Raw genomic sequence first — 25,428 nt, 5'->3', positions numbered from 1 at the left:
GCGGTGCCCGCCGTCCCGTCGTCCCCGCCGCTGGTCCTGCTGTCGGGCATGAACTGCTCGGCCCGGCTGTGGGGCCCGGCGGGGGCCGGGGCGCTGCACCCGGTCCTCGACCGGCCGACCCTCGACGACCAGGTCGAGGCGCTGCTCGACGCGCTGCCCGACCGGTTCGCCCTCGGCGGGCTCAGCCTGGGCGGGATCGTCGCGATGGCGCTGACCCGGCGGGCCCCGGACCGGGTCGCCGGGCTGTGCCTGATGGCGACCAACGCCCGCCCGCCGACGCCCGCGCAGCGCGCCGGCTGGGACGCGGCGCTCACGCGGCTCGACGACGGCGCCCCCGCCCGCGCTCTGCAGCCCCTGGAGCTGCTGCTGCACGACCGGTCGCACGACGACACCGCGTTGCGGATGGCCGACGAGGTCGGTGAGCGCCGGCTCGCGGCCCAGCTGCGGCTGCAGGGCTCCCGCGTCGACGAGCGCCCGGCCCTGCCCGCCGTCGCGGTGCCGACCCTGGTGCTGGCCGGGGCGCTCGACCGGCTGTGCCCGGTCGACCGGCACACCGAGATCGCCGGGCTGGTGCCGGGCGCCCGGCTGCACGTGCTGCCGGGCGCCGGTCACCTGCTCCCGGTCGAGGCCCCGGACACGGTGGCGGAGCTGACGGGGGACTGGCTGGCCGAGGTGCACGGGCGCTCCGCCCGCTGATCGATGAGCCGGACCCCGGGCCGCGATCCCGTGTCCGCGTGCTGATCCGACGCCCGCGCGGTGATCGGCTGTTCGCGCGTGTCGGGACGCGCGCGACGACCGGCCCCGCGCGCGCGGCGCGGATCACCTCGGGGCCGGGAGCCGAGGCGGCCACCTGTCCGCACGATCAGCACGAACGAGGGTTCCGGTGCCGTCCGTGGCACCGGAACCCTCGCGCGTGGCGATCACGGCCGGCTCAGCCCGTCGCCGCGGCCAGCTCCCGGAACGACGCCATCATGACCGCGGTCAGGTTGTAGACCACCAGCTGCGCCCCACCCGCGAACGACGCCGCGGCCGCGTCCGCCGAACTCGCCAGATCGGCCCGTACGGCGTCCCGGACAGCCGGGTCGGCGCGCACCGACTCCAGCATCCCGGCGACGGACGGGTCGGTGCCCGTGCGGGACGCACCCAGGTCCGCGACGCCGACGAGCCAGCCGTCGATCCCGTCCACGCCGACGATCTCCCCGGCGCGCGCGAGGGCACCGGGCGACTCCAGCATCGCCACGACCAGCACGTCCTCGGCCGCCGCGCGGTGCTCCTCGGCGGTGACGCTGCCGAACCTCCCCGCCCGCGGGTAGGTCGCGAACCCCCGTGTGCCGTGCGGGGGGTGACGCAGCGCCCGCACCAGTGCCGTGGCCTGTGCGGCGTCCTCCACGTGCGGGGCGACGATCCCGCGGGCGCCCTGGTCGAGCGCCCGCTGGGCGAGGTGGTGCTCGTCCTCCCCGGTTCGTACGAGGACCGGCAGGCCGTGCGCGTCGGCGAACGCGATGTGGGTGCGCAGCATCGACACGTCGGCCGGCCCGTGCTCGCAGTCGATCAGTACGAAGTCCAGGCCGGCGACGGCGAGCATCTCCACGATCTCCTCGCAGGGCATCCGCACCAGCGCCCCGGCGAGCCGTTCCCCGGCGGCGACCCGCGCCCTCACGCGATCATCCCCGCGGACAGGTCGACGTCGGCGCCGGACAGCCCCGGCATGGCGAGCATCGCGACGACGGCCGCGCCCACCTCGTCGGCGGTGATCATCCGGCCGAGCGCGGCCCGCCCGACGAACGCCGCACGCGCCGCGGCGACGTCGGTGCCGGTCCGCTGCGCCTCCAGCGCGAAGTTCCGGTCCATCCGGTCGCCCTCGACGGGGCCGGGGGACAGCGCGTTGACCCGCACCCCGGCCGGGCCCGCCTCGAACGCGAGCGTCGAGGTCAGGCCGAGCACCGCGGTCTTCGACGCGCAGTAGGGCGTGCGCCGGGCCAGCGGCCGCTTCCCCGACACCGAGGCCACGTTGACCACGTCGCCGTCCCCGCGCTCGAGCATCGGCGGCAGGAACGCCCGGCACACCAGGTAGGTGCCGCGCACGTTGACCGCGAACACCTCGTCCCACTCCTGCGGGGTCACCTCGACCAGCGGGGCCACCGGACCGGCGATCCCGGCGTTGTTGACGACGATCGAGACCTCCTCGTCGGCGAGCCGGACCGCCAGGTCCGCGACGGAGTCCGGGTCGGCGACGTCGCACACCTCGGCCCGGGCGGCGGGCCCGATCCGGGCCGCGGTCGCGGTGAGGGCGTCGGCACGCCGACCGGCCAGCACGACCCGCGCCCCGGCACCGGCCAGGTGCGACGCGATCGCCGCACCCAGCCCGCTGCCGCCGCCGGTCACCAGCGCGGTGCGTCCCGTGACCGGCGTGCTCACGACCCGGCCACCGGTGCCGTGCTCCCGAGCGGTGCGATCTCGTCCAGCCAGTCGACGCGGTCCCCGCCGTGCCGCCAGGCCCGCAGGTCCCCGGAGCGGGCGTGCCCCTCGAACAGCTCCACCCGCGACGCGCGCCCGCACACCCGGCCGAGCTCGGCGCTCGTCGCGGGGTCGCGGACCTCCTGGTAGGTGCAGGTCTTGAGGTACTTCCCGACCCACAGCCCGCCCGTGTAGCGCGCGGCACCGAGCGTGGGGAGCACGTGGTTCGTCCCGATCACCTTGTCCCCGTAGGACACGCAGGTGTTCTCCCCGAGGAACAGCGCACCGTAGTTGCGCATCCGCTCCAGGGCGTCGCGGGGCTCGGCGGTGAGGACCTGGACGTGCTCGGCGGCGAGGTCGTCGGCGACCCGCCACATCTCGTCGGCGTCGTCGCACACGACGATCCGGCCGTGGTCGTGCCACGCGGGCCCGGCCAGGTCGTTCGTGGGCAGGCCCGGCAGCAGCCGCCCGACCAGGTCGAGCACGGCCCGGCCCAGCGCCTCGGAGGTCGTGACGAGCACGGCGGGGGAGTCCGGGCCGTGCTCGGCCTGTGACAGCAGGTCGACGGCGACGGTCAGCGGGTCCGCGGTCCCGTCGGCGACGACGAGGATCTCGGTGGGGCCGGCGAACAGGTCGATGCCGACCTCGCCGTAGAGCTGCCGCTTCGCCTCCGCCACATAGGCGTTGCCCGGACCGGCCAGCATGTCGACCGCGGAGACCGACCCGGTGCCCAGCGCCATCGCCGCGACGGCCTGGACCCCGCCGAGGACGTGGATCTCGTCGGCGCCGGCCAGGTGCATCGCCGCCACCGTCGCCGCCGGGACCTCGCCGCGGATCGGCGGCGTGGCCGCGACCACGTGCGGCACCCCCGCGGCCTTCGCGGTCACGATCGTCATGTGCGCCGAGGCGGTCAGCGGGTACCGCCCGCCGGGTACGTACGCGCCCGCCGAGCCGACCGGCACGTGCCGGTGCCCGAGGACCACCCCGGGCAGTGTCTCGACCTCGACGTCGTGCAGGGACTCCCGCTGGACCCGCGCGAAGTTCCGGACCTGGTCCTGCACGAACCGGATGTCGTCGACGACCTGCTGCGGCAGCGACGCGACCAGCTCGTCGACCCGCGCGGGGGTCAGGCGCTCCGGTGCGCGGCCGTCGAACCGGTCCGCGTACTCCCGCACCGCCGCGTCGCCGCGCGTCCGCACGCCGTCCACGATCGCCCGCACCCGTGCGGCGACGCCCTCGTCGCTGCGGCGCGGGGCCGACCCCGTCGCGCTCTTCAGTTCCTGCGACATTCCGTCCTCCCTGGCATAACATACGTATGCGCTACGGGTTCGCAGTGAACGGCGGTGACGCGCCGCTGTCAAGGGTGCGTCCCGGGGCGCACTAGGCTCGGAGCGCGGTCGGGGGAAGGGCGGACATGGTCACCAGTCGCGACGTGGCGAGGCTCGCCGGGGTCTCGCAGCCGACGGTGTCGCGCGCGCTCACCGATCACCCCCGGGTCTCCGAGGCGACCAAGCGCAGGGTCCGTGAGGCGGCCCTGGCGCTGGGCTACTCGACCAACGCGATCGGGCGCGCGCTGTCGGTGGGCCGCTCGAACCGGATCGGGCTGGTCGTCGCCGACCTGGAGAACCAGTTCTACGCGAACATGATCGGCCCGCTGCACCACGAGCTGGAGGCACTCGGTCACGAGCTCGTGCTGATCACCGAGTCGGCCGGGACCGCGCCGCTGCCCGAGCGGGTCGCCGCGCACGGCCTGGCCGGGGTGGTGCTGTCGACGACGACGGTGGACTCCATCCAGCCCGCCCGGCTGCGCGACCGCGGCGTGCCGTTCGTCTACCTGAACCGGACCGCGCCCAGCGTGGCCGCCGACGCGGTGACCGTCGACCCCGAGCAGGGCGTGCGCGAGGTGGTCGCGGAGGCCGTCCGCCTGGGTCACACCCGGGTCGGGGCCATCTTCGGGCCGCGCAACACCAGTACCGGTGAGCTGCGCGAGCAGGTCGTCCGCACGGTGCTCGACGAGCACGGGCTGGCGCTCGCCCAGCGCGACGTCCTGCACGGTCCGTTCGACTTCGCGACCGGTCGCGAGGGGTTCCGCACGCTGCACGAGCGGGCCGGTGGCCCGACCCTGCTGCTGTGCGGCAACGACGTCGTCGCGCTCGGGGCGCTCGACGCGGCCGCCGAGGCCGGCGTCCCGGTGCCCGGTCACACCTCGGTGGTCGGCTTCGACGACCTGCCCACCTCACGCTGGGCCCTGGTCCGGCTCAGCACCGTCGCCTACGACCTGGACGAGGTCGCGCGGGAGTCCGCCCGTCTGGTCGTCGCCCGGCTGACCGACCCCGGGGCCGAGCCGCGGCACGTCGTGTACCCGACGCACTACGTCGCCCGTGCCACCGTGGACGCGCCCCGGGCGTAGCCGCTCCGGTCGCCGGAAATCCCCGCGGGACCCTTGCCGTCGGTTGTGCATACGCATACAGTGCGAGGCGCACGGACCCGACGAGGAAGGACCACCATGACGCTCGACCCGGTCGCGTACGAGCCCTACAACGACCCGGACGACTTCATCCGCGAGGTGACCGACCGGATCTGGGTCCAGCGGGACGTGTCCTACATCGTCGACAACTACGAGCCGGACTCGATCGTCCACGGCGGTCTCGGCACCGTGGTCGGCCGCGACGGGGTGATCGAGGGCAGCCTGATGCGCATCGCGGGCACCCCGCAGCACGTCGGCCAGGCGGAGGACGTGGTGTGGGAGGCCCGCGGCGACGACGCGTTCCTGAGCTCGCACCTGGTCTTCTCGGCCGACGAGATCCTCGTCGACGGCGTCGTGAAGCGGATCCGCAAGCGCACCATCGCCAACTGCCTCTACCGGCGGGGCCGCATGGTCGAGGAGTGGGTGGTCCGCGACGAGCTCGCCGAGTGCCTGCAGCGGGGCATCGACCCGGCCGAGGCGGCCCGGGGGCAGCGCTTCCGCGGCTACCAGGGCTCGATGACCGAGCAGCCGCCGAAGGACGTGCTCGCCGTCGGCGACAGCGGGCCGCGGCCGGACGACTTCCGGCCCGAGTGCGAGATGGTGCTGGAGTTCCTCGAGGAGGTCTGGAACTCCCGGCGCTACCAGAAGGTCACCGACTACATGCACCGTGACCTGTTCCTGCACACCGTCGGGGACCGGACCGTGGTGCGTCCGGACGGCTACCAGCGCGACCTGCTCGCGCTCGTCGCACCGTTCCCGGACGCCCGGTTCGAGGTCCGCGACGTCCAGACCAACCACGCCGAGCGCTACGCCGGCCTGCGGATCGCGGTGACCTGGGTGATGCGCGGGACCTACCGCGGGACACCGGCGTTCGGTCCGCTCACCGGGGGCGAGGTGGAGCTGCTCGGCGTCTCGCAGTTCCTGGTCCAGGGCGGCCGCATCGTCAAGGAGGTCCGGGTGTTCGACGAGATCGCGCTGCGTGCGCAGATCGACGCCGGCCGGACCGAGGCGTTCACCGACACCAACATCTACTGACCGGAGCACCGACATGCACGACACGGTGGTCAGCGCGGACGAGCTCGTCCGCCGCACCGTCCGGCACGCGGACTGGGTCCCGTGCAGGGCCGCGTTCATCGACTGCCGCACCCCGGGCTCGGACCGCAAGGACAACTACTCCTTCATCGGCCCCGGGGTCACGCAGAACGCGTCCCAGCACGTCAACCTCCGCGAGCCGCACGGCTTCAACCTCGGTGCGGCGGGCATGCCGCACGGCACCACGAACAGCCTGCACCTGCACTTCACCGCCGAGGTCTTCATCAACCTCGACGGCGACTACCAGCTCCGCTGGGGCCCGGACGGCACGCAGGGCACCTACCGCAGCGTCGACGGCGACATCGTCTCGGTCCCGCCGTGGATCTTCCGCGGCTTCACCAACGTCGGTGACGACGACGGCATCCTGCTCACCGTCCTGGGCCGCGACGACACCGGCGGCATCATCTGGGGCCCCACGGTCCTGGCCGAGGCCGCCGGTCACGGCCTGCACCTCACCGCGGACAACCGGCTCATCGACACCGTCGCCGGGGACCCGCTGCCCGAGGACGTCGCGCTGATCCGGCCGATGGACCAGGCCGAGATCGACCGGCTCGACGTCTACACCGCCGAGCAGTTCCGCGGCCGCGTGGTGCACGCCGCCGACCGGCCGTGGGTCGCCGAGCCCTACCTGTGCTCGCGGCTGCCCGGCGGTGGCGCCGAGCTCGCCCCGGTCATCGGCTGGGGCACCGCGGAGAGCCGGGCCGCGGCACCGCGGCTGCTCGACCCGCACGGGTTCGCGCTGGCGTGGCTGCGCGCCCTGCCCGGGGACGGCGTGCTCACCCACCGGCACGACGCGACCCAGGTGCTGACGGTGAAGGCCGGGCACTGGGCGGTCACCCTCAACACCGGCGACGACGCGCGCACGGTCGAGCTCGGCCCGCGGGACACCCTGTCGGTGCCGCCCGGCGCCTGGCGGTCGATGACCGCGCTCGACGCCGACGGCGGCCGGACCGCCACCCCCGGCACCGGTGAGCTGCTGGTCGTCACCGGCGGCGACGGCCGGGTCCGGCACGAGTGGGCGCCCGAGGTCGTGGCCGGTGCCCGTGACCGGGGCCGGGTCCTCGACGCCGACGGCTACCTCGCCCCGGCCGCCGTGCTGGCGTTCGCGGCCGAGGACGACTGAGGCCGGGCCGATGCCGCGGACAGGACCCACGGGGCCGACGGGGGCGGCGCCCGGACCGGTGGTGCCGGGCGCCGCCGGTGCGGTGACGGTGGCGGCGTGCCGGATCCCGGCGCGGATCGACGCCCCGGACCCGGCGATCGCCGAGCACGCGGTGCGCGAGGCGGTCGCCGGCGGGGCCCGGCTCGTCGTCCTGCCGGAGCTCACCGTCTGCGGGTACGCCTTCGCCGACGCCGCCGAGGCGCGGGCCGCCGCCGAACCCGCCGACGGTCCCACCGTCGCCCGCTTCGCGGCCCTGTCGGCGGAGCTGCGCTGCGTCGTCGTCGCCGGGTTCGCCGAGCTCGGCGACGACGGCCGCGTGTACAACAGCGCCGTCCTCGTCGAGGACGGGGTGCCCCGCGCGGTCTACCGCAAGGTCCACCTCTGGGACCGCGAGCACACGCTGTTCACCCCCGGCCACGCCGCACCGCCGGTCGTCCCGACCGCGGCCGGCCGGATCGCCCCGATGGTCTGCTACGACCTGGAGTTCCCCGAGTGGGTGCGCCGGGCCGCGCAGGACGCTGCCGAGATCGTGGCCGCGCCGGTGAACTGGCCGTGGCGCCCGACCCCCGGCGGGCAGGACCCGCTCGAGGTGGCGAAGGTGCGCGCCGTCGCCGGGGCGTACCGGGTGCACGTGGTGGCCGCGGACCGCTGCGGCACCGAGCGCGGGGTCGCCTGGTTCGGGGCGCCGGTGATCGCCGGCGCCGACGGGGACCTGCTCGCCGGGCCCGGCGGTCCGCCGCCGGGGGAGCCCGGCGTGCTGCTGGCCACGCTCGACCCGGCCGCCGCCCGCGACAAGCGCCTCACCCCGCACAACCACGTCCTGCGCGACCGCAGGCCGCCGCTGTACCGCGAGCCCGACCCACCACCGGAAGGACCACCACCATGGCCGGCGTGACCTACGACGCGGTGACGCGGCGCTACCCCGGGTCGACCCGGGCCGCCGTCGACGCCCTGGACCTCGAGATCGCCGACGGCGAGTTCCTCGTGCTGGTCGGGCCGTCGGGCTGCGGCAAGACCACCTCGCTGCGGATGCTCGCCGGTCTGGAGGACGTCGACGGCGGCCGCATCCGCATCGGCGAGCGCGACGTCACCGGCGTCGCCCCCAAGGAACGCGACATCGCGATGGTGTTCCAGAACTACGCCCTCTACCCGCACATGTCGGTCGCCGAGAACATGGGCTTCGCGCTGCGGATGGCGGGGACCGCGAAGGCCGAGATCGCGCACCGGGTCGCCGAGGCCGCGCGCATCCTCGACCTGGAGGCCTACCTCGAGCGCAAGCCCAAGGCGCTGTCGGGCGGGCAGCGCCAGCGCGTCGCGATGGGACGCGCGATCGTCCGCCAGCCGCAGGTGTTCCTGATGGACGAGCCCCTGTCCAACCTCGACGCCAAGCTGCGCGTGCAGACCCGCACCCAGATCGCCTCGCTGCAGCGCCGGCTGGGGGTCACCACCGTCTACGTCACCCACGACCAGGTCGAGGCCATGACGATGGGCGACCGGGTGGCCGTGCTCAAGGACGGTCTGCTGCAGCAGTGCGCCGCTCCCGGCGAGCTCTACGCCCGCCCGGCCAACGCCTTCGTCGCCGGGTTCATCGGCTCGCCCGCGATGAACCTGCTGAGCCTGCCGGTGACCGCGGACGGCGTCCGGCTGGGCGGTGTCGACGTCGCGGTGCCGCGCGGGGCGGGGGACACGGTCACCCTCGGGGTCCGCCCCGAGGACCTGCACCTCGCCGACGACGGCATCCCCCTGGAGATCGACCTGGTCGAGGAGCTCGGCGCGGACGCCTACGTCTACGGCCGCACCCGCCTCGACGGCGTCGAGCACCCGATGGTCGCCCGGGTGGACGGGCGCCGGCCCCCGGCGCGGGGCACCGGGGTGCACCTGGCACCGGACCCGGCGCGTACCCACCTGTTCGCCGCGGACGGCACCCGGCTGGGCTGACGGCCCGGACGCCGCCGCCCGGGTCCCTCCGTCCCGGCCCCGGCGGCGCCCACCCGCCGGTCCCGGCCGGTGCGGACGCCGTCGTCGACGGGGCGGGCCGCGAGCGAGACCGCGACGAACGCGACCGGCCCGCAGCCGAGCTCGGCGAACACCGGGGGCAGCGCCGCCTCGACGACCGCGGCGAACGCGTCGTCGCGCTCGGCCGGGCCGAGGACGACCACCTGCGCCGCCGTGCCGATCAGGGCGTGGCCCGCCCTGCAGGCCCGTGACCTCGGGCGGGCCGGCACGGACGGGGTCTCCCCGGGCGGGAACGGCGCCGATCCGCTCTGATGGCGGGGTGCCTACCGCCGGATCCCCCGTCCTGGACCGCTTCGACGGCTGGATCTGCGGGCTGGGCACGACCTCGGGCAGACGGATCGTGGTCGGCCACTGGCCGGACACCCCGCTGGGGTCGTTCACCGACGTCATGACCGAGTCCGCCGACGGGCACCGCACCCTGCTCGCCCCGACCGGGGAGGTCGCGGAGTTCGTCTCGGCCACCTACACCTTCGACGAGGTCCGGGTCGTCCCGGTGAGCCACACCGTCGACGACGACCGGCGACGGGTCGTGGCGGGCCCGCTGGAGGTGAGCTGGCGGATCGGCGGCCGCCCGCTGCTCGGCAGGCTGCTGCGCGCGGTCCCGGGACCGCTCGCGGTGCACCCGTGGTGGCTGCGGGTGATCGACCCGATCGCCCGCAGGGCCGTGCCCGGGGTACGGACCGTCGGCAGTGCCGGCGGCGGCCGGCGCGAGTACTACGGGGCCCGCGACCTGCACCGCGTCGCCGCCGCCTGGGCCCGCTGGGACGACGGCGACTGCGGCGGGCTGGCCCCGGTCGTCCCGCCGGTCCGGTTCGGCTTCGGCTCGGCCCCCGCCACACCGTCGCACGTGCGGATCACCACCCTGGTCGAGCGCTCCTTGACGTGACCCGGTGGCGCCACCGATGGTGACTCACGACAACCGAAGACGGCGAGCGGAACCCCAGGAAGCCGGTGCGAGTCCGGCGCGGTCCCGCCACTGTGACCCCTCGCCGCGGCGAGGGGGAGCCAGACACTGCGCCCGTTCGCCGCGCCACCCCACCCGGGACGAGGATCCCGAGGAAGGTACGTCGATGACGCGCGCCCACACCGCCCCCGGAGCCGTCCGGTGATCCTGCTGCTGTCCACCTCGGACACCGACCTCCTCTCGGCCCGGTCCTCGGGCGCGGACTACCGCCTCGCGAACCCGAACCGGGTCACCCACGACGAGCTGGCGGAGATGGCCGACGCGGCCGACGTCGTCGTCGTCCGCGTCCTCGGCGGGTACCGCTACTTCGAGGAGGGGCTGGACCTGCTGCGGGCCCGCGCGACGCCGCTGGTCTGCCTGGGCGGGGAGATGGCCCCGGACGCGGAGATGATGGAGCTGTCCTCGGTGCCCGCGGGCGTCGCGGCCGAGGCCCACACCTACCTGGCGCAGGGCGGGACCGAGAACCTGGCGCAGCTGCACGCATTCCTGTCCGACACGGTGCTGCTCACCGGCGAGGGGTTCGCGCCGCCGGTGGAGCTGCCCGAGTGGGGCGAGCTGTCCCTGCCCGGCACGGAGGTCGACGGACCGACGGTGGCGGTGCTGTTCTACCGCGCCCAGTTCCTGGCCGGGAACACCCGCTACATCGAGGCGCTCTGCGAGCAGATCGCGGCGAAGGGCGCCCGCGCGCTGCCGATCTGGTGCGCGTCGCTGCGCCAGGCCCCGGCCGCGCTGCTGGAGCGGCTGCGCGAGGCCGACGCCATGGTCGTCACCGTGCTCGCCGCGGGCGGCACCAAGCCCGCGAGCGCGCAGGCCGGCGGCGAGGACGAGGAGTGGGACGTCACCGAGCTGGCCGCGCTCGACGTCCCGATCCTGCAGGGCCTGTGCCTGACCAGCTCCCGCGCCACCTGGGAGGCCAACGACGACGGGATGTCCCCGCTCGACGTCGCCACCCAGGTCGCCGTGCCGGAGTTCGACGGCCGGCTGATCACCGTCCCGTTCTCCTTCAAGGAGACCGACGCCGACGGCCTGTCGGTCTACGTCCCCGACGACGAGCGGGCCGCCCGGGTCGCCGGGATCGCGGTGAAGCACGCGACGCTGCGCCGCGTCCCGAACGCGGACAAGAAGATCGTGCTGATGCTGTCGGCGTACCCGACCAAGCACGCGCGGATCGGCAACGCGGTCGGGCTGGACACCCCGGCGTCCACGGTGGCGCTGCTGCGGACGATGGCCGCGGCGGGCTACGGGGTCGCCACCGAGGGCGAGGCGGCGTTCCCGGGCGTCGAGGCCGGCGACGGTGACGCGCTCATGCACGCCCTCATCGAGGCCGGCGGGCAGGACCCGGACTGGCTGACCGAGGACAAGCTCGCCGGCAACCCGGTCCGGATCTCCGCCGCGACGTACCGCAGCTGGTTCGACACGCTGCCCGAGGACTTCCGGTCCGGCGTCGAGGAGCACTGGGGCGAGGCGCCGGGCGAGCACTACGTCGACCGCTCGCAGAACCCGGACGGCGACATCGTCGTCGCGGCACTGCGCCGCGGCAACGTCACGCTGATCGTGCAGCCGCCCCGCGGGTTCGGGGAGAACCCGGTCGCGATCTACCACGACCCGGACCTGCCGCCGTCGCACCACTACCTGGGCGCCTACCGCTGGCTGGCCGCGCCCGAGTCCGAGGGCGGGTTCGGCGCGCACGCGATCGTGCACATCGGCAAGCACGGCAACCTGGAGTGGCTGCCCGGCAAGACGCTGGGCATGTCGGCCTCCTGCGGCACCGACGCCGTCCTCGGCGACCTGCCGCTGGTCTACCCGTTCCTCGTCAACGACCCGGGGGAGGGCACCCAGGCCAAGCGCAGGGCGCACGCCACCCTGGTCGACCACCTCATCCCGCCGATGGCGCGCGCCGAGTCCTACGGCGACATCGCCCGGCTGGAGCAGCTGCTCGACGAGCACGCGAACATCTCCGCGCTCGACCCGGCGAAGCTGCCCGCGATCCGCCAGCAGATCTGGACGCTGATGACCGCGGCCCAGATGCACCAGGACCTCGGACTGGAGCAGCGCCCCGACGAGGACGTCTTCGACGACATGCTGATGCACGTCGACGGCTGGCTGTGCGAGATCAAGGACGTGCAGATCCGCGACGGCCTGCACGTGCTGGCCCAGGCACCGGCCGGGGAGCAGCGCGTCGACCTGGTGCTCGCGGTGCTGCGCGCCCGGCAGATGTGGGGCGGCGAGCAGTCCGTCCCGGGCCTGCGCCAGGCGCTCGGCCTGACCGAGGACGGCTCGGAGTCCAACGCCCGCACCGACGCCGTCGAGACCGTCGCCCGCGCCCTGTGCGCCGCGATGGAGGCTCGCTCCTGGGACCCCGCCGCCGTCCCCGCGGTGGTCGCCGAGCACCTGGCCCCCGTCCCCGGTGGCCCCCAGGGGAACTCTCGTAGCGCTCTAAGCCACGAGAGTTCCCCTGGGGGCACCGGTGGGGGGCTCCCGGGCGTCGACGTGGACGCGGTCGCGGCCGTGCTGCGCTTCGCCGCCGACGAGGTCGTGCCCCGGCTCGACGCCACCGCGCACGAGCTGGACCGGGTGCTGCACGCCCTCGACGGCGGGTTCATCCCGGCCGGCCCGTCCGGCTCGCCGCTGCGCGGGCTGGTCAACGTGCTCCCGACCGGGCGGAACTTCTACTCCGTCGACCCCAAGGCGGTCCCGTCGAAGCTGGCCTGGGAGACCGGGCAGGCGATGGCCGAGTCGCTGGTCGAGCGCTACCGGGCCGACCACGGCGAGTACCCGCGCTCGGTCGGGCTGTCGGTGTGGGGGACCAGCGCGATGCGGACCTCCGGCGACGACGTCGCCGAGGTGTTCGCCCTGCTCGGCGTCCGCCCGGTGTGGGACGACGCGAGCCGTCGCGTGCGCAGCCTGGAGGTCATCGACCTCGCGGAGCTCGGCCGTCCGCGCGTCGACGTCACGGTCCGCATCTCCGGGTTCTTCCGCGACGCGTTCCCGCACGTCCTGGCCCTGCTCGACGACGCGGTGAAGCTGGTCTCCGAGCTCGACGAGACCCCGGAGCAGAACTACGTCCGCGCCCATGTCGACGCCGACCGCGAGCGCACCGGCGACGACCGCCGCGCCCGCACCCGGATCTTCGGCTCCAAGCCGGGCACCTACGGCGCCGGGCTGCTGCAGCTCGTCGACTCCCGTGACTGGCGCGGCGACGCCGACCTCGCCGAGGTCTACTCCACCTGGGGCGGCTACGCCTACGGCCGCGGCCTCGACGGCGTCCCGGCCCGGGACGACATGGAGAACGCCTACCGGCGGATCGCGGTGGCGGCGAAGAACATCGACACCCGCGAGCACGACATCGCCGACTCCGACGACTACTACCAGTACCACGGCGGCATGGTCGCCACGGTGCGCGCACTGACCGGTACCGCGCCGGCCGCCTACGTCGGGGACTCGACCCGTCCGGAGGCGGTGCGTACCCGCAGCCTGCACGAGGAGACCGCCCGGGTCTTCCGTGCCCGCGTGGTCAACCCGCGCTGGATCGCCGCGATGCGCCGGCACGGCTACAAGGGCGCGTTCGAGATGGCCGCGACCGTCGACTACCTGTTCGGCTGGGACGCCACCACCGGCGTCATCGCGGACTGGCAGTACGAGACGCTGACCGCCGAGTACGTGCTGGACCCGGACAACCGGAAGTTCCTCGCCGAGTCCAACCCGTGGGCGCTGCACGGCATGGCCGAGCGGCTGCTGGAGGCCGTCGACCGTGGTCTCTGGGAGAGCCCGGAGCCCGGGACGCTGGACGCGCTGCGCCAGGCCTACCTGGAGTCCGAGGGCGACATCGAGGGAGACGGCTGAGCCGCGGGACCCGCCGGCCTTGACACCGATGGTTTCCCAGGAACATATTTCCTGGGAAACCATCGGTCGACCGTCGCCGCTCCCGGAGGATCCCCGTGCCCGAGCCCACCGCCCGGCCCCGCTACGGCCGCGACGAGCCCTACGAGGTCTTCGAGATCGACGACCTCACGCTCGACTGCGGGCGGACGCTGCGCCCGGCCCGGATCGCCTACCGCACCTACGGCGAGCTGAACGCGGCGAAGGACAACGCGATCGTCTACCCGACCTGGTACTCCGGGCGGCACTGGGACAACGAGTGGCTGATCGGTGAGGGGATGGCGCTCGACCCGGACCGCTGGTTCGTCATCGTGCCGAACATGCTGGGCAACGGGCTGTCCACCTCGCCGTCGAACGCCCCGGTGCCGCACGACGGCCCGTCGTTCCCACCGATCCGGGTGCGCGACAACGTCGAGGCCCAGTACCGGCTCGTCACCGAGCGCTTCGGGATCAGCACGCTGGCGCTGGTGCTCGGGTGGTCGATGGGCGCGGGCCAGACCTACCAGTGGGCGGTCAGCCACCCCGGGATGGTGCAGCGCATCCTGCCGTTCTGCGGGTCGCCGCGGACCGCGCCGCACAACCAGGTGTTCCTCGACTCGCTGCGTGCCGCGCTCATGGCCGCCGTCGGGTTCGACGGCGGCCGCTACACGGTCCCGCCGGCGCAGGGGCTGCGCGCGTTCGCCCGGATCTACGCCGGCTGGGGCTTCTCCCAGGCGTTCTACCGCGACGAGGAGTGGCGCCGGCTGGGCAACACCTCGCTGGAGGACTTCGTCGTCGACTTCTGGGAGGGCTTCTTCCTCGACGGGCGTGACCCGAACAACCTGCTGACCATGCTCGACACCTGGTGGCACGGCGATGTCGGCGCGACCCCGGGCGCCGGCTCGACCGAGGAGGCACTGGCCTCGATCCGGGCGACGGCGATCGTCATGCCCGCGGAGAAGGACCTGTACTTCCCGCCCGAGGACGAGGCCTGGGCGGTGTCGCACATGCGGGCCGGCACCGAGCTGCGGGTGATCCCCGGGGTCTGGGGCCACTTCGCCGGCGGCGGGAAGAACCCGGTCGACACGGCCTTCATCGACGCCGCCGTGGCCGAACTGCTCGCCCGCCCGTCCGGGATCTGAGGCTCAGGGCGCCGGTACCCGCGTCCGCGACGCGGTCAGCGCACCGGCGACCGCGGGCACCGCGACCACGACCAGCAGCACCGGCAGCGCGACGGCCGGTGACGCCAGCGCCACCAGCAGCGCGCCGCCCAGGCCGACGAACGCCGCCGTCGCCAGCTGGTCGAGCAGCTGGGCCGCCGAGGAGTGCGAGCCGACGTCGTGGGCGTCGGAGTGGGCGAGGGTCAGGTAGGCGATCGCGGAGAACGCCACACCCATCCCGAGCCCCGACACGCCCCAGAATCCGACGGCGAGCCAGCCCGGCAGCAGTCCCGCGGCGACCGGGACCAGCGCGAGCTGGCCCGCGGCGATCGTCGCGAACCCCGCGCGCAGCATCACCGAGCGGTCGCTGCCAGGCCGGCGGGCCTGCCAGGCGGCCGCCGCCGACCAGCCCAGCGAGGCGACGATCAGCGGCGTCCCGGCGGCGGTCAGCGACCAGCCGTGCGTCGCGGTGAGCACCAGCGGCAGGAACGACACGACCGGGAAGAACGCCGCGGCGACCAGGCCGCGGGCCGCGACGACCGCGGCGATGCCCGGGCGCGCGAGGACGGTCCCGCGGGGCAGCAGCCTGCGCAGCGAGGGCACCAACGCCGCGACGGCGACGACGCCGGCCACCGCGCCGCCGGGGTCGAGGTTCTCCAGCGCCCAGCTCAGCCCGGCGACGCCGACCGCGGCACCGAGTGCCGCGGGGACCAGGCCCGCCCCGTGGCCGCCCACCGCCGGTCCGGCGGGCGGTCGCAGGACGCGCACCACCGGGGTGACCAGCACCAGCGCCAGCCCCACCACCGGCAGCAGTCCCAGGAAGACCCAGTGCCAGGAGAGGTGCTCGGTCACCAGCCCGGCCAGCGGGGGACCGACGAGCGCGGGCAGCACCCACGCCGAGGAGATCAGCCCGAACACCACCGGGCGCGCCCGCGTGGGGTACACCTCGGCGACGAGCACGTACACCGCGACGCCCTGGGCCCCCGCGCCCAGTCCCTGCAGGACCCGGCCGGCGAGCAGCCCGGTCATCGTCGTCGCGAACCCGGCGACCAGCAGGCCCGCCCCGAACAGGACCGGCGCGGTGACGAGCGGCACCCGCGGGCCCCGGACGTCGCACCAGCGGCCGCCGGCGACGGTGCCGAGGACCGCCGCGGCCAGGAACAGCACGAACGGCCAGGCGTAGCGGGCGACCCCGCCCAGGTCGGCGACGACCGCGGGCATCGCGGTCCCGACGCCCATCGCCTCGAACGCGGTCAGGCTGATCAGCAGCAGGATGCCGACGGTGGTCGGGGCGCGCCCGTGGGACCAGACCCCCGTCCCGTCCGTCCGCGCCTCGACCACGGCGCCACCCTGCTCCCTGAACCCCGGTGCAGGTCAAGTCGATTCAGTGATCACCTTTCGTGATCAACAACCACGCTCCGTGTTTCCGGCTCGCGCGATCGGGTATCCCGCGCTATGACCGACATCACAACGATCATCGTCGTCGCCGTGGTGGTGATCGTCGTCGCCGTACTCGCCGTGGCCGCCGCGACGATGCTGCGCCGTCGTCGCTCCGCCGAGCTCCGGGACCGGTTCGGACCCGAGTACGAGCGCACCGTGCGCGACGCGGACGACCCCCGCGACGCGGAGAAGGAGCTCGCGCAGCGCCGCAAGCGCCACGACGCGCTGACCTTGCGATCCCTCGACCCGCAGGAGCGCGACGGCTACCGCCGCCGGTGGCAGCAGGTGCAGGAGGGGTTCGTCGACGACCCGTCCCGGGCGGTGCACGACGCCGACGCGCTGGTCGCCGACGTCATGGCGGCCCGCGGATACCCCGCCGAGGACGTCGACCGCCGCGAGGAGGACCTGTCCGTCGCCTACCCGGTCGTCACGCAGCGCTACCGCGAGGCGCGGGCCATCTCCCGTGAGCACTCCGCCGGGCGAGCCGGGACCGAGGACCTCCGGCACGCGGTCACGAGCTACCGCGCGCTGATCGACGCCCTGCTCGACGACGGCGACGGCACCGGTTCCGGTGGCCGTCCCGAGAACGACGGCCGCCACCGCCAGGGCGGACCGGACCAGGACACCCGACGGGAGACCACGGCATGAGCGAGCACCAGGGCAGCAGCAAGGCGGCCCGACTGGCCGACTCGATCAAGGACGCCTTCACCGGCCGCAGCGAGGACGAGCGCGACGCCGGCTGGGAGCGCCGTGAGGCGGCGGGCACCGCCGAGCAGGACGCGGGCGTCCCGGGCCGGCGCCACGGCGACCCGGACGCCCCGCCGCTGGCGGGCCCCGGGGCCGGGCCGGGCGACGCCCCCGGTGGACGACTGGCCGAGGACCGTGCGGCCGGCGGGGACCCGCGGGCCGCACGTGCCGGTGACCCCGGCGGGGACCCGCGGGCCGGTGACCCCCGCGGCGCCGGCCCGCTCGGCACCGACCCGGGTGCCGGTGGGCCCCGCGGCGTGGACCCCCGGGACGGCGACCCGCGCGGCGGGGACCTCCGAGGCGGGGATCCGCGGGGCGGCGACCTGCGCGGTGGCGACCCGCGCGGCGCGGACGTACGGGGCGGGGACCCGCGTGGTGCCGACCCCCGTGGCGGGCATCTGCCCGGCGGCGACCCCCACGGTGGCCCGGGCGCACCGGGTGCCGACCCGCGCGACGCCGGCCCGGCCGGACGGCGCGACACCCTCGGCGACCCCGCGGCGGCGGGCGGCCGCGGACCGGTCGACGCGGGCGGGGTCCCGCCCGGCGGCGGTGTCGGGAACGGCGCACCGGGGACGGGCGCACCGCCCCACGACGCGGCGCCCGGCTCCGCGGGCGGTGCCGGGACCGCCGCGGCCGCAGGCGGGACCGCGGCCGGCGTGGCCGCCGCGGCGACCACCCGTGACGCACCCGCACGGGAGGAGGGCGCGCCCGGCGGCCGTCACCACGACGCGACACCCGGCCGTGGGCACGACGACCTGCGCGACCCACGGGGCGGCGCGACCGGCGCCGGGGCCGACCCGGCGGCGACCGACCCCGCCACCGGTGGCTCGTCGCTGCTCCCGGCCGACCGGGCCCGCGAGTACCAGGACCGCTGGTCGACGCTGAAGGGCGAGTTCGTCGACGAGCCCCGCCGCGCCGTCCACGGGGCGAACGCGCTGGTGGGGGAGATCCTCGACGAGATGGAGTCGCTGTTCCGTCGTCAGCGCGACGACCTGGAGGCCCAGTTCTCCCGCGACGACGCCTCGACCGAGGACCTGCGCCAGGCGCTCACCCGCTACCGCGAGTTCTTCGACCGCCTGCTGTCCCTCTGACGCCGCGCCGCGCGGGTTCCGGCCGCGCCGCACAGGGTGGAACCTGTGCGGCGCACCGCGGACCTGCACGGCGTCCGGCTGCGCGGGCCGGCGCCGACCGGCCGGACGCCGGGGCGAGCCGGACCGCGCGGCCCGGCCGCGCCCTCCGGACGGGAGGGCTCAACCCAGGGCGGGGACGATCGCCTCGACCAGGTGCGGGCCCGGCTCGGCCTGTGCCCTCCGCAGCGCGTCGAGCAGGCCCTCGGTGGTGGTGACCCGCTCGGCGGGCACCCCGAGCCCGGTCGCGAGTGCGGTGAAGTCCGGCGTCGGGTCGGACAGGTCCAGCATCCGGCCCGCCCGCCCGGAGTGCGCCGCCTCCCCGGCCCCCGTGCGGGCCAGCTCCACCCGCAGGATCGAGTACGCCGCGTTGTTGATCAGCACGACGGTGACGTCGAGCCGCTCGCGGGCCATCGTCCACAGCGCCTGGGCGGTGTAGAGCGCGCTGCCGTCGGCCTGCACCGCCACCACCGGACGGTCCGGCGCGGCGACCGCGGCACCCACCGCGGCGGGCAGCCCCATCCCGATCGCGCCACCGGTCAGCGCGATCTGGGTGTGTCGCGGCGCGGTCTGCAACGACATCGCCAGCGACGCCGCCGCCGTCAGCGCCTCGTCGACCACGATCGCGTCCTGCGGCAGCGTCGCGGCGACGGCGGCGCACAGCCCCCGCACGTCGAGCGCCCCCGGCCCGGGCTCCGGCGCCTCGTGCGGGGCGAGCGCGGGCGCCGCGTCGCCGGCGACGGCGTCGGCGAGGGCCTCCAGCGCAGCTGTCGCGTCGGTGGCCGGGTCGGCCAGCCCCACCACGGCGGCCCCCTCGGGCACCAGGTCCCCGGGCACCCCCGGGTAGCCGAAGAACGACACCGGTGACCGCGCCCCGGCCAGCACCAGCGACGACGTGCCGTCCAGCTGCGCGATCGCCTGCTCGGCGAAGTAGGCGAGCTTGTCGATGCGGGTCCGGCCGGCGCCGGTCTCCCAGCACCGGGGGAAGGTCTCCACGAGCAGCCGGGCCCCGGTGGCCGCGGCGATCCGCCCGGCGGCGTCGACCCCCGCGGCGCTGAGAGCGGGCCCGCCCAGCAGCAGCGTCGCACCGGGCGCGCGGACGGCGTCGGCGGCCGCGGCGATCCGCGAGGGGTCCGGGGGGAACGGCCCGGCGGCCGGCAGCGGCGGGGCGGGCGACGCGCCCTCCGACCAGGACACGTCGGCCGGCAGCACCAGCGTCGCGACCTGCCCGCCGCGCTCGCCGGTCGCGGCGAGGGCGCGCATGGCGTCGGCGGCGACGTCGCGGACGTCGCCGCTGGTGTGCACCCACCCGGACACGGTCCGCGCCACCGCGGTGATGTCGGACTCCAGCGGCGCGTCGAAGCGGACGTGGTCGGTCGCGTGCCCGCCGACCACGCACAGCAGCGGCGTCCCGGCCCGGCGCGCGTTGTGCAGGTTCGCCAGCCCGTTGCCCAGCCCCGGCCCGAGGTGCAGCAGCACCGCCGCCGGTTTCCCGGCGATGCGGGCGTAGGCGTCGGCGGCACCGGTCGCGACGCCCTCGAACAGGGCCAGCACCCCGCGCATCTCCGGCACCGCGTCGAGCGCCTGCACGAAGTGCATCTCCGAGGTCCCCGGGTTCATGAAGCACACGTCGACCCCGGCCGCGGTGAGCGACCCGACCAGCGCCTCGGCGCCCCTCACGACCGGTTCCCGATCTCTTCGGTCCACATGGTCGGTGAGTCCACACGATGTGACGCGTGTCCGCAGGACCCGGGTTCGAGTTGCGGCCCGCATCGCCAGGACGGGGAATGAGGGACTGTGAGCGACGACCGCACCGCGCCCGAGGCGTACATCCCCGACCCGCGACGCTGGCGGGCGCTGTCGGTCTGCCTGGTCGCCGGGTTCATGAGCCTGCTCGACGTCAGCATCGTGAACGTCGCGCTGCCCGCCATGCAGGCCGGTCTGCGGGCCTCGGCGGCGCAGCTGTCGTGGATCGTGTCCGGCTACGCGCTGACGTTCGGCCTGGTCCTGGTCGCGTCCGGGCGTCTCGGCGACGACCGCGGCCGCCGTCGCATGTTCGTCACCGGCCTCGCCCTGTTCACCCTGACCAGCGCGGTCGCCGGGTTCGCCCCGAACCCGGAGGTGCTCGTCGCGGTCCGGCTGGTGCAGGGCGTCGCGGCCGGCCTGCTGTCCCCGCAGGTCGTCGGGTTCATCCAGGACCTGTTCCGCGGCCCGGAGCGGGGCACCGCGTTCGGCATGTTCGGTGCCGTCGTCGGGATCTCGACCGCGGTCGGCCCGCTGCTGGGCGGGCTGCTGCTGGCCTGGGCCGACGACGCCGACGGCTGGCGCTGGGTCTTCTTCGTCAACATCCCGATCGGCGCCGCGGCGCTGGTCGCGGCGTTCCGGCTGCTGCCCGCCGACACCGTGACCACGGGGGAGCGGCGCCCGCTGGACCTGGGCGGCTCGGTGCTGCTCGGCGTCGCCGTCGTCGCGCTGATGCTGCCGCTGGTGCTCGCCGAACGGGACCCGGCGTCGGCGCCGTGGTGGCTGGTCGCGGTCTCGGTCGCGGCGCTGGTGGCGTTCGTGGCGTGGGAGCGTCGGGCCAAGCGCGTCCACGGTCACCCGCTGATCGACTTCGCGCTGCTGCGGACCCGCAGCTACGCCGTCGGAGCCTCGCTGGGCACCGTCTACTTCGCCGGGTTCACCTCGATCTTCTTCGTGCTCACCCTCTACCTGCAGAACGGGCTGGGCTACACCCCGCTGCAGACCGGGCTGACGATGACGGCGTTCGCGCTCGGCTCGGCCGTCACCTCCGCACTCAGTGGGCGCCTGGTGGCGCGGTTCGGGCAGCCGATGATCGTCGTCGGGCTGTTGACGGTGATGGTCGGGCTCGGCGTCACCGACCTCGTCCTGGCCGCGACCGCGCACAGCCCGTGGACCGGGCTCGCGATCGCCGGACCGCTGCTGCTCGCCGGGGCGGGCGGAGGGCTGGTGATCGCGCCGAACCAGACCCTCGCGCTGGCGGAGATCCCGCACACCTCCGGCGGTACCGCGGGCGGGGTGCTGCAGACCGGGCAGCGGATCGGGACGGCGATCGGGCTGTCCGCGGTCGGCGCGGTGTTCTTCGGCAGGCTCACCGCGTCCGGCGGGGACTGGGCGGACGCCATCTCGCACGGCCTGCTCATCACCGTCGGGCTGGTGGCGCTGGCCCTCGTGCTCGGGGTCACCGACCTGGTCGCGGCCCGGCGTGCCCGCGGACGGGGCACGCCGGTGACCGCGACCGGCGGACGGTAGGGGTCAGGTCCGGGCGACGGCAGCGGCGTCCTCGCGCAGCCCCGACCGCAGCGTCTCGGTCATCAGCCACGAGCAGACCATCGACACCAGCGCGATCCCGACGACGTAGCCGGCGACGGCGTAGAGCGAACCGGTCAGCGCGACGAGCGCGGTGCACAGCAGCGGCGCGAGACCGCCGAGGATCGACGCGATCTGGTAGGCCAGCGACGCCCCCGAGTACCGCATGCTGGTGGAGAACTGCTCGGCGAAGAACGCCGACTGCGGCCCGTACACCGCCGAGCGCGCCACCTGCACGACCAGCCCGCCCAGCAGGAACAGCCAGATGCTCCCGGTCGACACGAGCCAGAAGTACGGCACCGCGAACACCGCGAGCAGCGCCATCCCACCGACGAACATCGGACGACGCCCGATCCGGTCCGACAGCAGACCGAACGCCATGATCAGCGGGATGTCCGACAGCGACAGCACCGAGTTCGCCGCGAGGATCGTCGTGCGGTCGTAGGACAGGGACTGCGTCGCGTAGGTGACCAGCCAGACCGAGGAGACGTAGAACGTCGAGTTCGTCGCCAGGAACGACCCGGCGGCGAGCAGGATCTCCTTCGGGTAGGTGCGCAGCGCCTCCAGCACCGGCATCCGGTTCGCGGCCTTCTCGTCCATCGCCTTCCGGAACACCGGCGACTCGTGGACGCCGAGCCGGATCCACATCCCGACCGCGATCAGCGCGATGCTGGCGAGGAACGGCACCCGCCAGCCCCACGCCAGGAACTGCTCGTCGGTCAGCGTCGCGGACAGCACCGCGAACGTCGCCGTGCCCAGCACCAGGCCGAGCGGCACGCCGACCTGCGGCCAGCTGCCGTAGAACCCGCGCCGGTGCGACGGGGCGTGCTCGACGGCCATCAGCGCCGCACCGCCCCACTCGCCGCCGACGCCGAACCCCTGCAGGAACCGCAGCGTCACCAGCAGGACCGGAGCCCAGACCCCGAGCGTGTCGTAGCCCGGCAGCAGCCCCATCCCGACGGTCGCCGCGCCCATCAGGAGCAGCGAGTAGACGAGCATCGGTTTCCGGCCGACCCTGTCGCCGAAGTGCGCGAACACCGCCCCGCCGAGCGGGCGGGCGATGAACCCGACGGCGAAGGCGCCGAACGCGGACAGGGTTCCGGTGACGGGGTCGACCGACGGGAAGAACACCTGGTTGAACACCAGGGCCGCGGCCGTGCCGAAGATGAAGAAGTCGTACCACTCGATGGTGGTGCCGACCAGGCTGGCGGTGGCGACCTTGCGGGAGGACCGGAGTGCGGGTCCCGGCGACGCCGGCGGGACGGTGGAGGTCATGCGCCGTGACGCTAAGGGGTCGTCCGATTCGTGTCGAGACGCACGAGTGGTCCGATCGGCCGGTGCTCAGGCCCGGGGGCGACGGGTGGAGAGCACCCCCGCGACGAGCACGACGACCAGCCCGGCCACCGGGACGACCAGCAGCCCGACCCGCAACGACGTTGCGTCGGCGACCAGGCCGACCACCGGTGGGGACACCAGGAACCCCACCCGCATCAGCCAGGTGACGATCGTCAGCCCGGTCCCCGGGGCCAGCCCCGGCAGGTGGTCGGCGGCGGTCATCGCGGCCGGGACGAGCGTCGCCACCCCGAACCCGGCGAGACCGAACCCGGCGACGGTCCCGGGCACCGTCGGGAACGCCAGCGCGAGCCCCATCCCGGCGAGCACCAGCCCACCGCCGGCTCGGGCCACCGCGCGCTGGCCGAACCGGTCGACCATCCGGTCACCGATCAGCCTGCCGACGAACTGGCAGCCCTGCAGCGCCACGAACCCGAGGCCGGCGACGGCCGCACCGGCCCCGAGCCCCTGCAGGTACACCGCCGCCCAGGTGGCGCCGGAGTCCTCGACCAGGGTGCCGGAGATCGCGACCAGCCCGAACACGGCGAGCAGCGCCACGGTGCGGGGGCCGAGCCCGGTCCACGGCCGCCGCGGCGGTGCACCGTCGGCCGCGTCGGGGGTCGGGCGGTCGTCACCGTCGTCGCCGCGCAGCAGCAGCGGGTACACCGCGACGGCGATCACCACCGACAGCAGCGAGGACAGCCCCAGGTGCACCGGCAGCGCCAGCCCGATCCCGGCGGCGGCCGAGCCCATCAGCCCGCCCGCGACCGCCCCGACCGACCAGAGCGCGTGGAACCCGTTGAGGATCGACCGGCCGTAGCGGCGCTGCACCCGCAGGCCGTGCGCGTTCTGCGCGACGTCGACGACGGCGTCGGACGCCCCGACCAGCAGCATCGCCGTGGCGAACAGCGCCCAGGAGGGCGCGAACCCCACCAGCACGACACCGAGCGCGATCACCGCCATCCCGAACGAGGCCACCCTCGCCGAGGTGAACCGGGCGATGAGCGGGCCCGCGGTCAGTCCGGCGAGCAGCGCCGCGAACGGCATCGCGGCCACCGCCAGCCCGAGCTGGGTGTTGGACAGCCCGAGATCGGCCTTGATCTGCGGGAAGCGGGGCAGCAGGTTCGCGTAGACCAGGCCGTTGGTGAGGAAGACCAGGGCCACCGCCGCCCGGGCCCGTCGTTCCGTCCGGCCTGCCTCGACTGCCACCACGGCCCCATCATGCGCCGACCGGCCGGCACCGGCGGGCCGCGGGGTCAGCTGTGGCGTTCGAGCAGGCGTAGCACCGCCCGTTCGACGGCGACCCGGCTGCGGTGCTCGTCGGCGCCGCGCGGGATGCGGCGCAGCCCGGCCGCGACCGTGTGGCCCTCCTCGAAGGCCCGCACCACACGCGGGTCGACGTAGCTGCTGCGGGCGACGGCCGGGGTGTTGCCCAGCGCCCGGGCGACCTGGCGCATCGCGGCGGCCTCGGCCCGCTTCAGCGCGGTCGCGGACAGCTCGGCGCCACCGGCGGCGCCGTGCTCGGCGAACGCGACCGCGGCGACGACGGTGGCGTTCCAGGTCCGCAGGTCCTTCGCGGTGTGCGCGGCGTCGGTGAGCGACCGGAAGTGGTCGTTGACGTCGTCGGAGCGGATCTCGCGCCAGCGCCGCCCGTCGCGGTGGACGAGGAAGCGGTCGCCGTCCGGGCGGGCCCGGCGCAGCGCCTGGACCAGGCGGACCAGGCCGTCGTCGCGGATCCGGACGCGCCGGTGGATGCCGCCCTTGGCGGTGTAGGAGAACTCGCACCCGCCGCCGCGCAGCCGGACGTGCTCGCGGCGCAGCGTCGACAGCCCGAAGGTGCCGTTCTCCTCGGCGTACTGCTCGCCGCCGGTGCGGAACACCCCGAGGTCGAGGATGCGCATCGCCCCGCCGAGCACCCGGTCGCGGCCGGTCCCGCGGCCGTCGAGGGCGCGCTGCACGCGCTCACGGAAACGGGGCAGCCTGCGGGCGAGCTCCAGCACGCGGTCGTGCTTCTCGGTGTCGCGGTCGGCGTGCCAGCGCGGGTGGTAGACGTACTGGCGGCGGCCCGCGTCGTCGTAGCCGACGGCCTGGATGTGGTCGCGTTCCCGCTCGGAGATCCATACGTCCCGCCAGGCGGGCGGGATCACCAGCTCCTCGATCCGGGCCCGCACCGGCGCGGCGACGGCGGCGCCGGTCGCGTCGTGGTAGCTGAACCCCCGCCCCCGACGACGACGGGTGAGGCCGCCGCGGTACGGGATCGCCCTGGTCAGTCGCAC

General features: G+C 75.2%; 21 protein-coding genes and 1 riboswitch. Of the genes, 13 read left to right on the top strand and 8 right to left on the bottom strand.

All coding sequences use genetic code 11. The annotated features are described in order from the left end of the window. Positions 1-3 precede the first annotated feature (3 nt). Positions 4-696, top strand: a complete 693-nt coding sequence (locus tag KPF22_RS18400) for an alpha/beta fold hydrolase (RefSeq protein WP_224402790.1) — start codon at positions 4-6, stop codon at positions 694-696. A 235-nt stretch (positions 697-931) separates the two neighbouring features. On the opposite strand, the gene KPF22_RS18395 is transcribed toward KPF22_RS18400, so the two are convergent. The 3 genes from KPF22_RS18395 to hisD are packed head-to-tail and all read right to left on the bottom strand — an operon-like array spanning position 932 to position 3,746. Then, complete coding sequence (locus tag KPF22_RS18395; protein ID WP_224402789.1) at positions 932-1,660, bottom strand: HpcH/HpaI aldolase/citrate lyase family protein; 729 nt, start codon at positions 1,658-1,660, stop codon at positions 932-934. Further along, positions 1,657-2,418: an SDR family NAD(P)-dependent oxidoreductase gene (locus tag KPF22_RS18390; RefSeq protein ID WP_208819583.1), complete on the bottom strand. Its 762-nt coding sequence runs from the start codon at positions 2,416-2,418 to the stop codon at positions 1,657-1,659. The genes KPF22_RS18395 and KPF22_RS18390 overlap by 4 nt, the downstream gene beginning before the upstream one ends. Next, positions 2,415-3,746 carry a histidinol dehydrogenase gene (hisD, locus tag KPF22_RS18385; protein ID WP_208819585.1) on the bottom strand — a complete coding sequence of 444 codons (1,332 nt, stop codon included), beginning with the start codon at positions 3,744-3,746 and terminating at the stop codon, positions 2,415-2,417. The genes KPF22_RS18390 and hisD overlap by 4 nt, the downstream gene beginning before the upstream one ends. 125 nt (positions 3,747-3,871) lie before the next feature. Here hisD and KPF22_RS18380 point away from each other — a divergent pair, with 125 nt between their 5' ends. From KPF22_RS18380 to KPF22_RS18340, 9 genes are all read left to right on the top strand, one after another. After that, positions 3,872-4,867, top strand: a complete 996-nt coding sequence (locus KPF22_RS18380; protein ID WP_208819587.1) for a LacI family DNA-binding transcriptional regulator — start codon at positions 3,872-3,874, stop codon at positions 4,865-4,867. Between the two features lie 96 nt (positions 4,868-4,963). Beyond that, complete coding sequence (locus tag KPF22_RS18375; protein ID WP_062402623.1) at positions 4,964-5,959, top strand: ester cyclase; 996 nt, start codon at positions 4,964-4,966, stop codon at positions 5,957-5,959. Between the two features lie 13 nt (positions 5,960-5,972). Then, on the top strand, positions 5,973-7,139 hold the full coding sequence (locus tag KPF22_RS18370; protein ID WP_208819589.1) for a hypothetical protein: 1,167 nt from the start codon (positions 5,973-5,975) through the stop codon (positions 7,137-7,139). A gap of 61 nt (positions 7,140-7,200) precedes the next feature. Continuing rightward, the gene (locus KPF22_RS18365; RefSeq protein ID WP_224402788.1) at positions 7,201-8,073 is read left to right on the top strand and encodes a nitrilase-related carbon-nitrogen hydrolase; all 873 of its coding nucleotides are present in this window, start codon (positions 7,201-7,203) and stop codon (positions 8,071-8,073) included. After that, a complete protein-coding gene (locus tag KPF22_RS18360; RefSeq protein ID WP_224402787.1) occupies positions 8,061-9,116 on the top strand; it encodes an ABC transporter ATP-binding protein in 1,056 nt (351 codons plus the stop codon). Before KPF22_RS18365 ends, KPF22_RS18360 begins: the two co-directional genes overlap by 13 nt. 69 nt (positions 9,117-9,185) lie before the next feature. Further along, on the top strand, positions 9,186-9,446 hold the full coding sequence (locus KPF22_RS18355) for a hypothetical protein (RefSeq protein ID WP_224402786.1): 261 nt from the start codon (positions 9,186-9,188) through the stop codon (positions 9,444-9,446). A gap of 7 nt (positions 9,447-9,453) precedes the next feature. Continuing rightward, positions 9,454-10,080, top strand: coding sequence for a hypothetical protein (locus KPF22_RS18350; RefSeq protein ID WP_224402785.1), 627 nt, complete (start codon positions 9,454-9,456; stop codon positions 10,078-10,080). 55 nt (positions 10,081-10,135) lie between these two features. Continuing rightward, positions 10,136-10,209: riboswitch (cobalamin riboswitch) on the top strand. Positions 10,210-10,299: 90 nt separating this feature from the next. Further along, entirely contained in the window at positions 10,300-14,001 is a 3,702-nt protein-coding gene (gene cobN / locus KPF22_RS18345) for a cobaltochelatase subunit CobN (protein ID WP_224402784.1), read from the top strand. A gap of 95 nt (positions 14,002-14,096) precedes the next feature. Continuing rightward, positions 14,097-15,158, top strand: a complete 1,062-nt coding sequence (locus KPF22_RS18340; protein ID WP_208819601.1) for an alpha/beta fold hydrolase — start codon at positions 14,097-14,099, stop codon at positions 15,156-15,158. A gap of 3 nt (positions 15,159-15,161) precedes the next feature. Here the strand turns inward: KPF22_RS18340 and KPF22_RS18335 are convergent, their stop codons facing one another. Further along, positions 15,162-16,517, bottom strand: a complete 1,356-nt coding sequence (locus tag KPF22_RS18335; RefSeq protein ID WP_224402783.1) for an MFS transporter — start codon at positions 16,515-16,517, stop codon at positions 15,162-15,164. A gap of 114 nt (positions 16,518-16,631) precedes the next feature. On the opposite strand from KPF22_RS18335, the gene KPF22_RS18330 reads away from it, so the two are divergent. Both KPF22_RS18330 and KPF22_RS18325 read left to right on the top strand, forming a co-directional pair. After that, complete coding sequence (locus KPF22_RS18330; protein ID WP_224402782.1) at positions 16,632-17,264, top strand: hypothetical protein; 633 nt, start codon at positions 16,632-16,634, stop codon at positions 17,262-17,264. Beyond that, positions 17,261-18,454, top strand: coding sequence for a hypothetical protein (locus KPF22_RS18325; protein ID WP_224402781.1), 1,194 nt, complete (start codon positions 17,261-17,263; stop codon positions 18,452-18,454). The genes KPF22_RS18330 and KPF22_RS18325 overlap by 4 nt, the downstream gene beginning before the upstream one ends. Before the next feature lie 159 nt (positions 18,455-18,613). Here KPF22_RS18325 and KPF22_RS18320 read toward each other — a convergent pair whose 3' ends face one another. Next, a complete protein-coding gene (locus KPF22_RS18320) occupies positions 18,614-20,170 on the bottom strand; it encodes an acetolactate synthase large subunit (RefSeq protein WP_224402780.1) in 1,557 nt (518 codons plus the stop codon). Between the two features lie 117 nt (positions 20,171-20,287). Between KPF22_RS18320 and KPF22_RS18315 the strand changes: the two genes are divergently transcribed. Continuing rightward, complete coding sequence (locus KPF22_RS18315) at positions 20,288-21,763, top strand: MFS transporter (RefSeq protein ID WP_224402779.1); 1,476 nt, start codon at positions 20,288-20,290, stop codon at positions 21,761-21,763. Between the two features lie 3 nt (positions 21,764-21,766). Here the strand turns inward: KPF22_RS18315 and KPF22_RS18310 are convergent, their stop codons facing one another. From KPF22_RS18310 to KPF22_RS18300, 3 genes are all read right to left on the bottom strand, one after another. Beyond that, on the bottom strand, positions 21,767-23,095 hold the full coding sequence (locus KPF22_RS18310; protein ID WP_208819609.1) for an MFS transporter: 1,329 nt from the start codon (positions 23,093-23,095) through the stop codon (positions 21,767-21,769). A 66-nt stretch (positions 23,096-23,161) separates the two neighbouring features. Next, positions 23,162-24,364: an MFS transporter gene (locus KPF22_RS18305; protein ID WP_224402778.1), complete on the bottom strand. Its 1,203-nt coding sequence runs from the start codon at positions 24,362-24,364 to the stop codon at positions 23,162-23,164. A 44-nt stretch (positions 24,365-24,408) separates the two neighbouring features. Beyond that, positions 24,409-25,428, bottom strand: a complete 1,020-nt coding sequence (locus KPF22_RS18300; protein WP_224402777.1) for a DNA topoisomerase IB — start codon at positions 25,426-25,428, stop codon at positions 24,409-24,411.

The organism is Pseudonocardia sp. ICBG1034 (assembly GCF_020131375.1).
GTDB classification, from domain to species: Bacteria; Actinomycetota; Actinomycetes; order Mycobacteriales; family Pseudonocardiaceae; genus Pseudonocardia; species Pseudonocardia alni.
The sequence above is the reverse complement of the archived record's forward strand: the minus strand, read 5'-3'. Positions and strand labels throughout refer to the sequence as shown.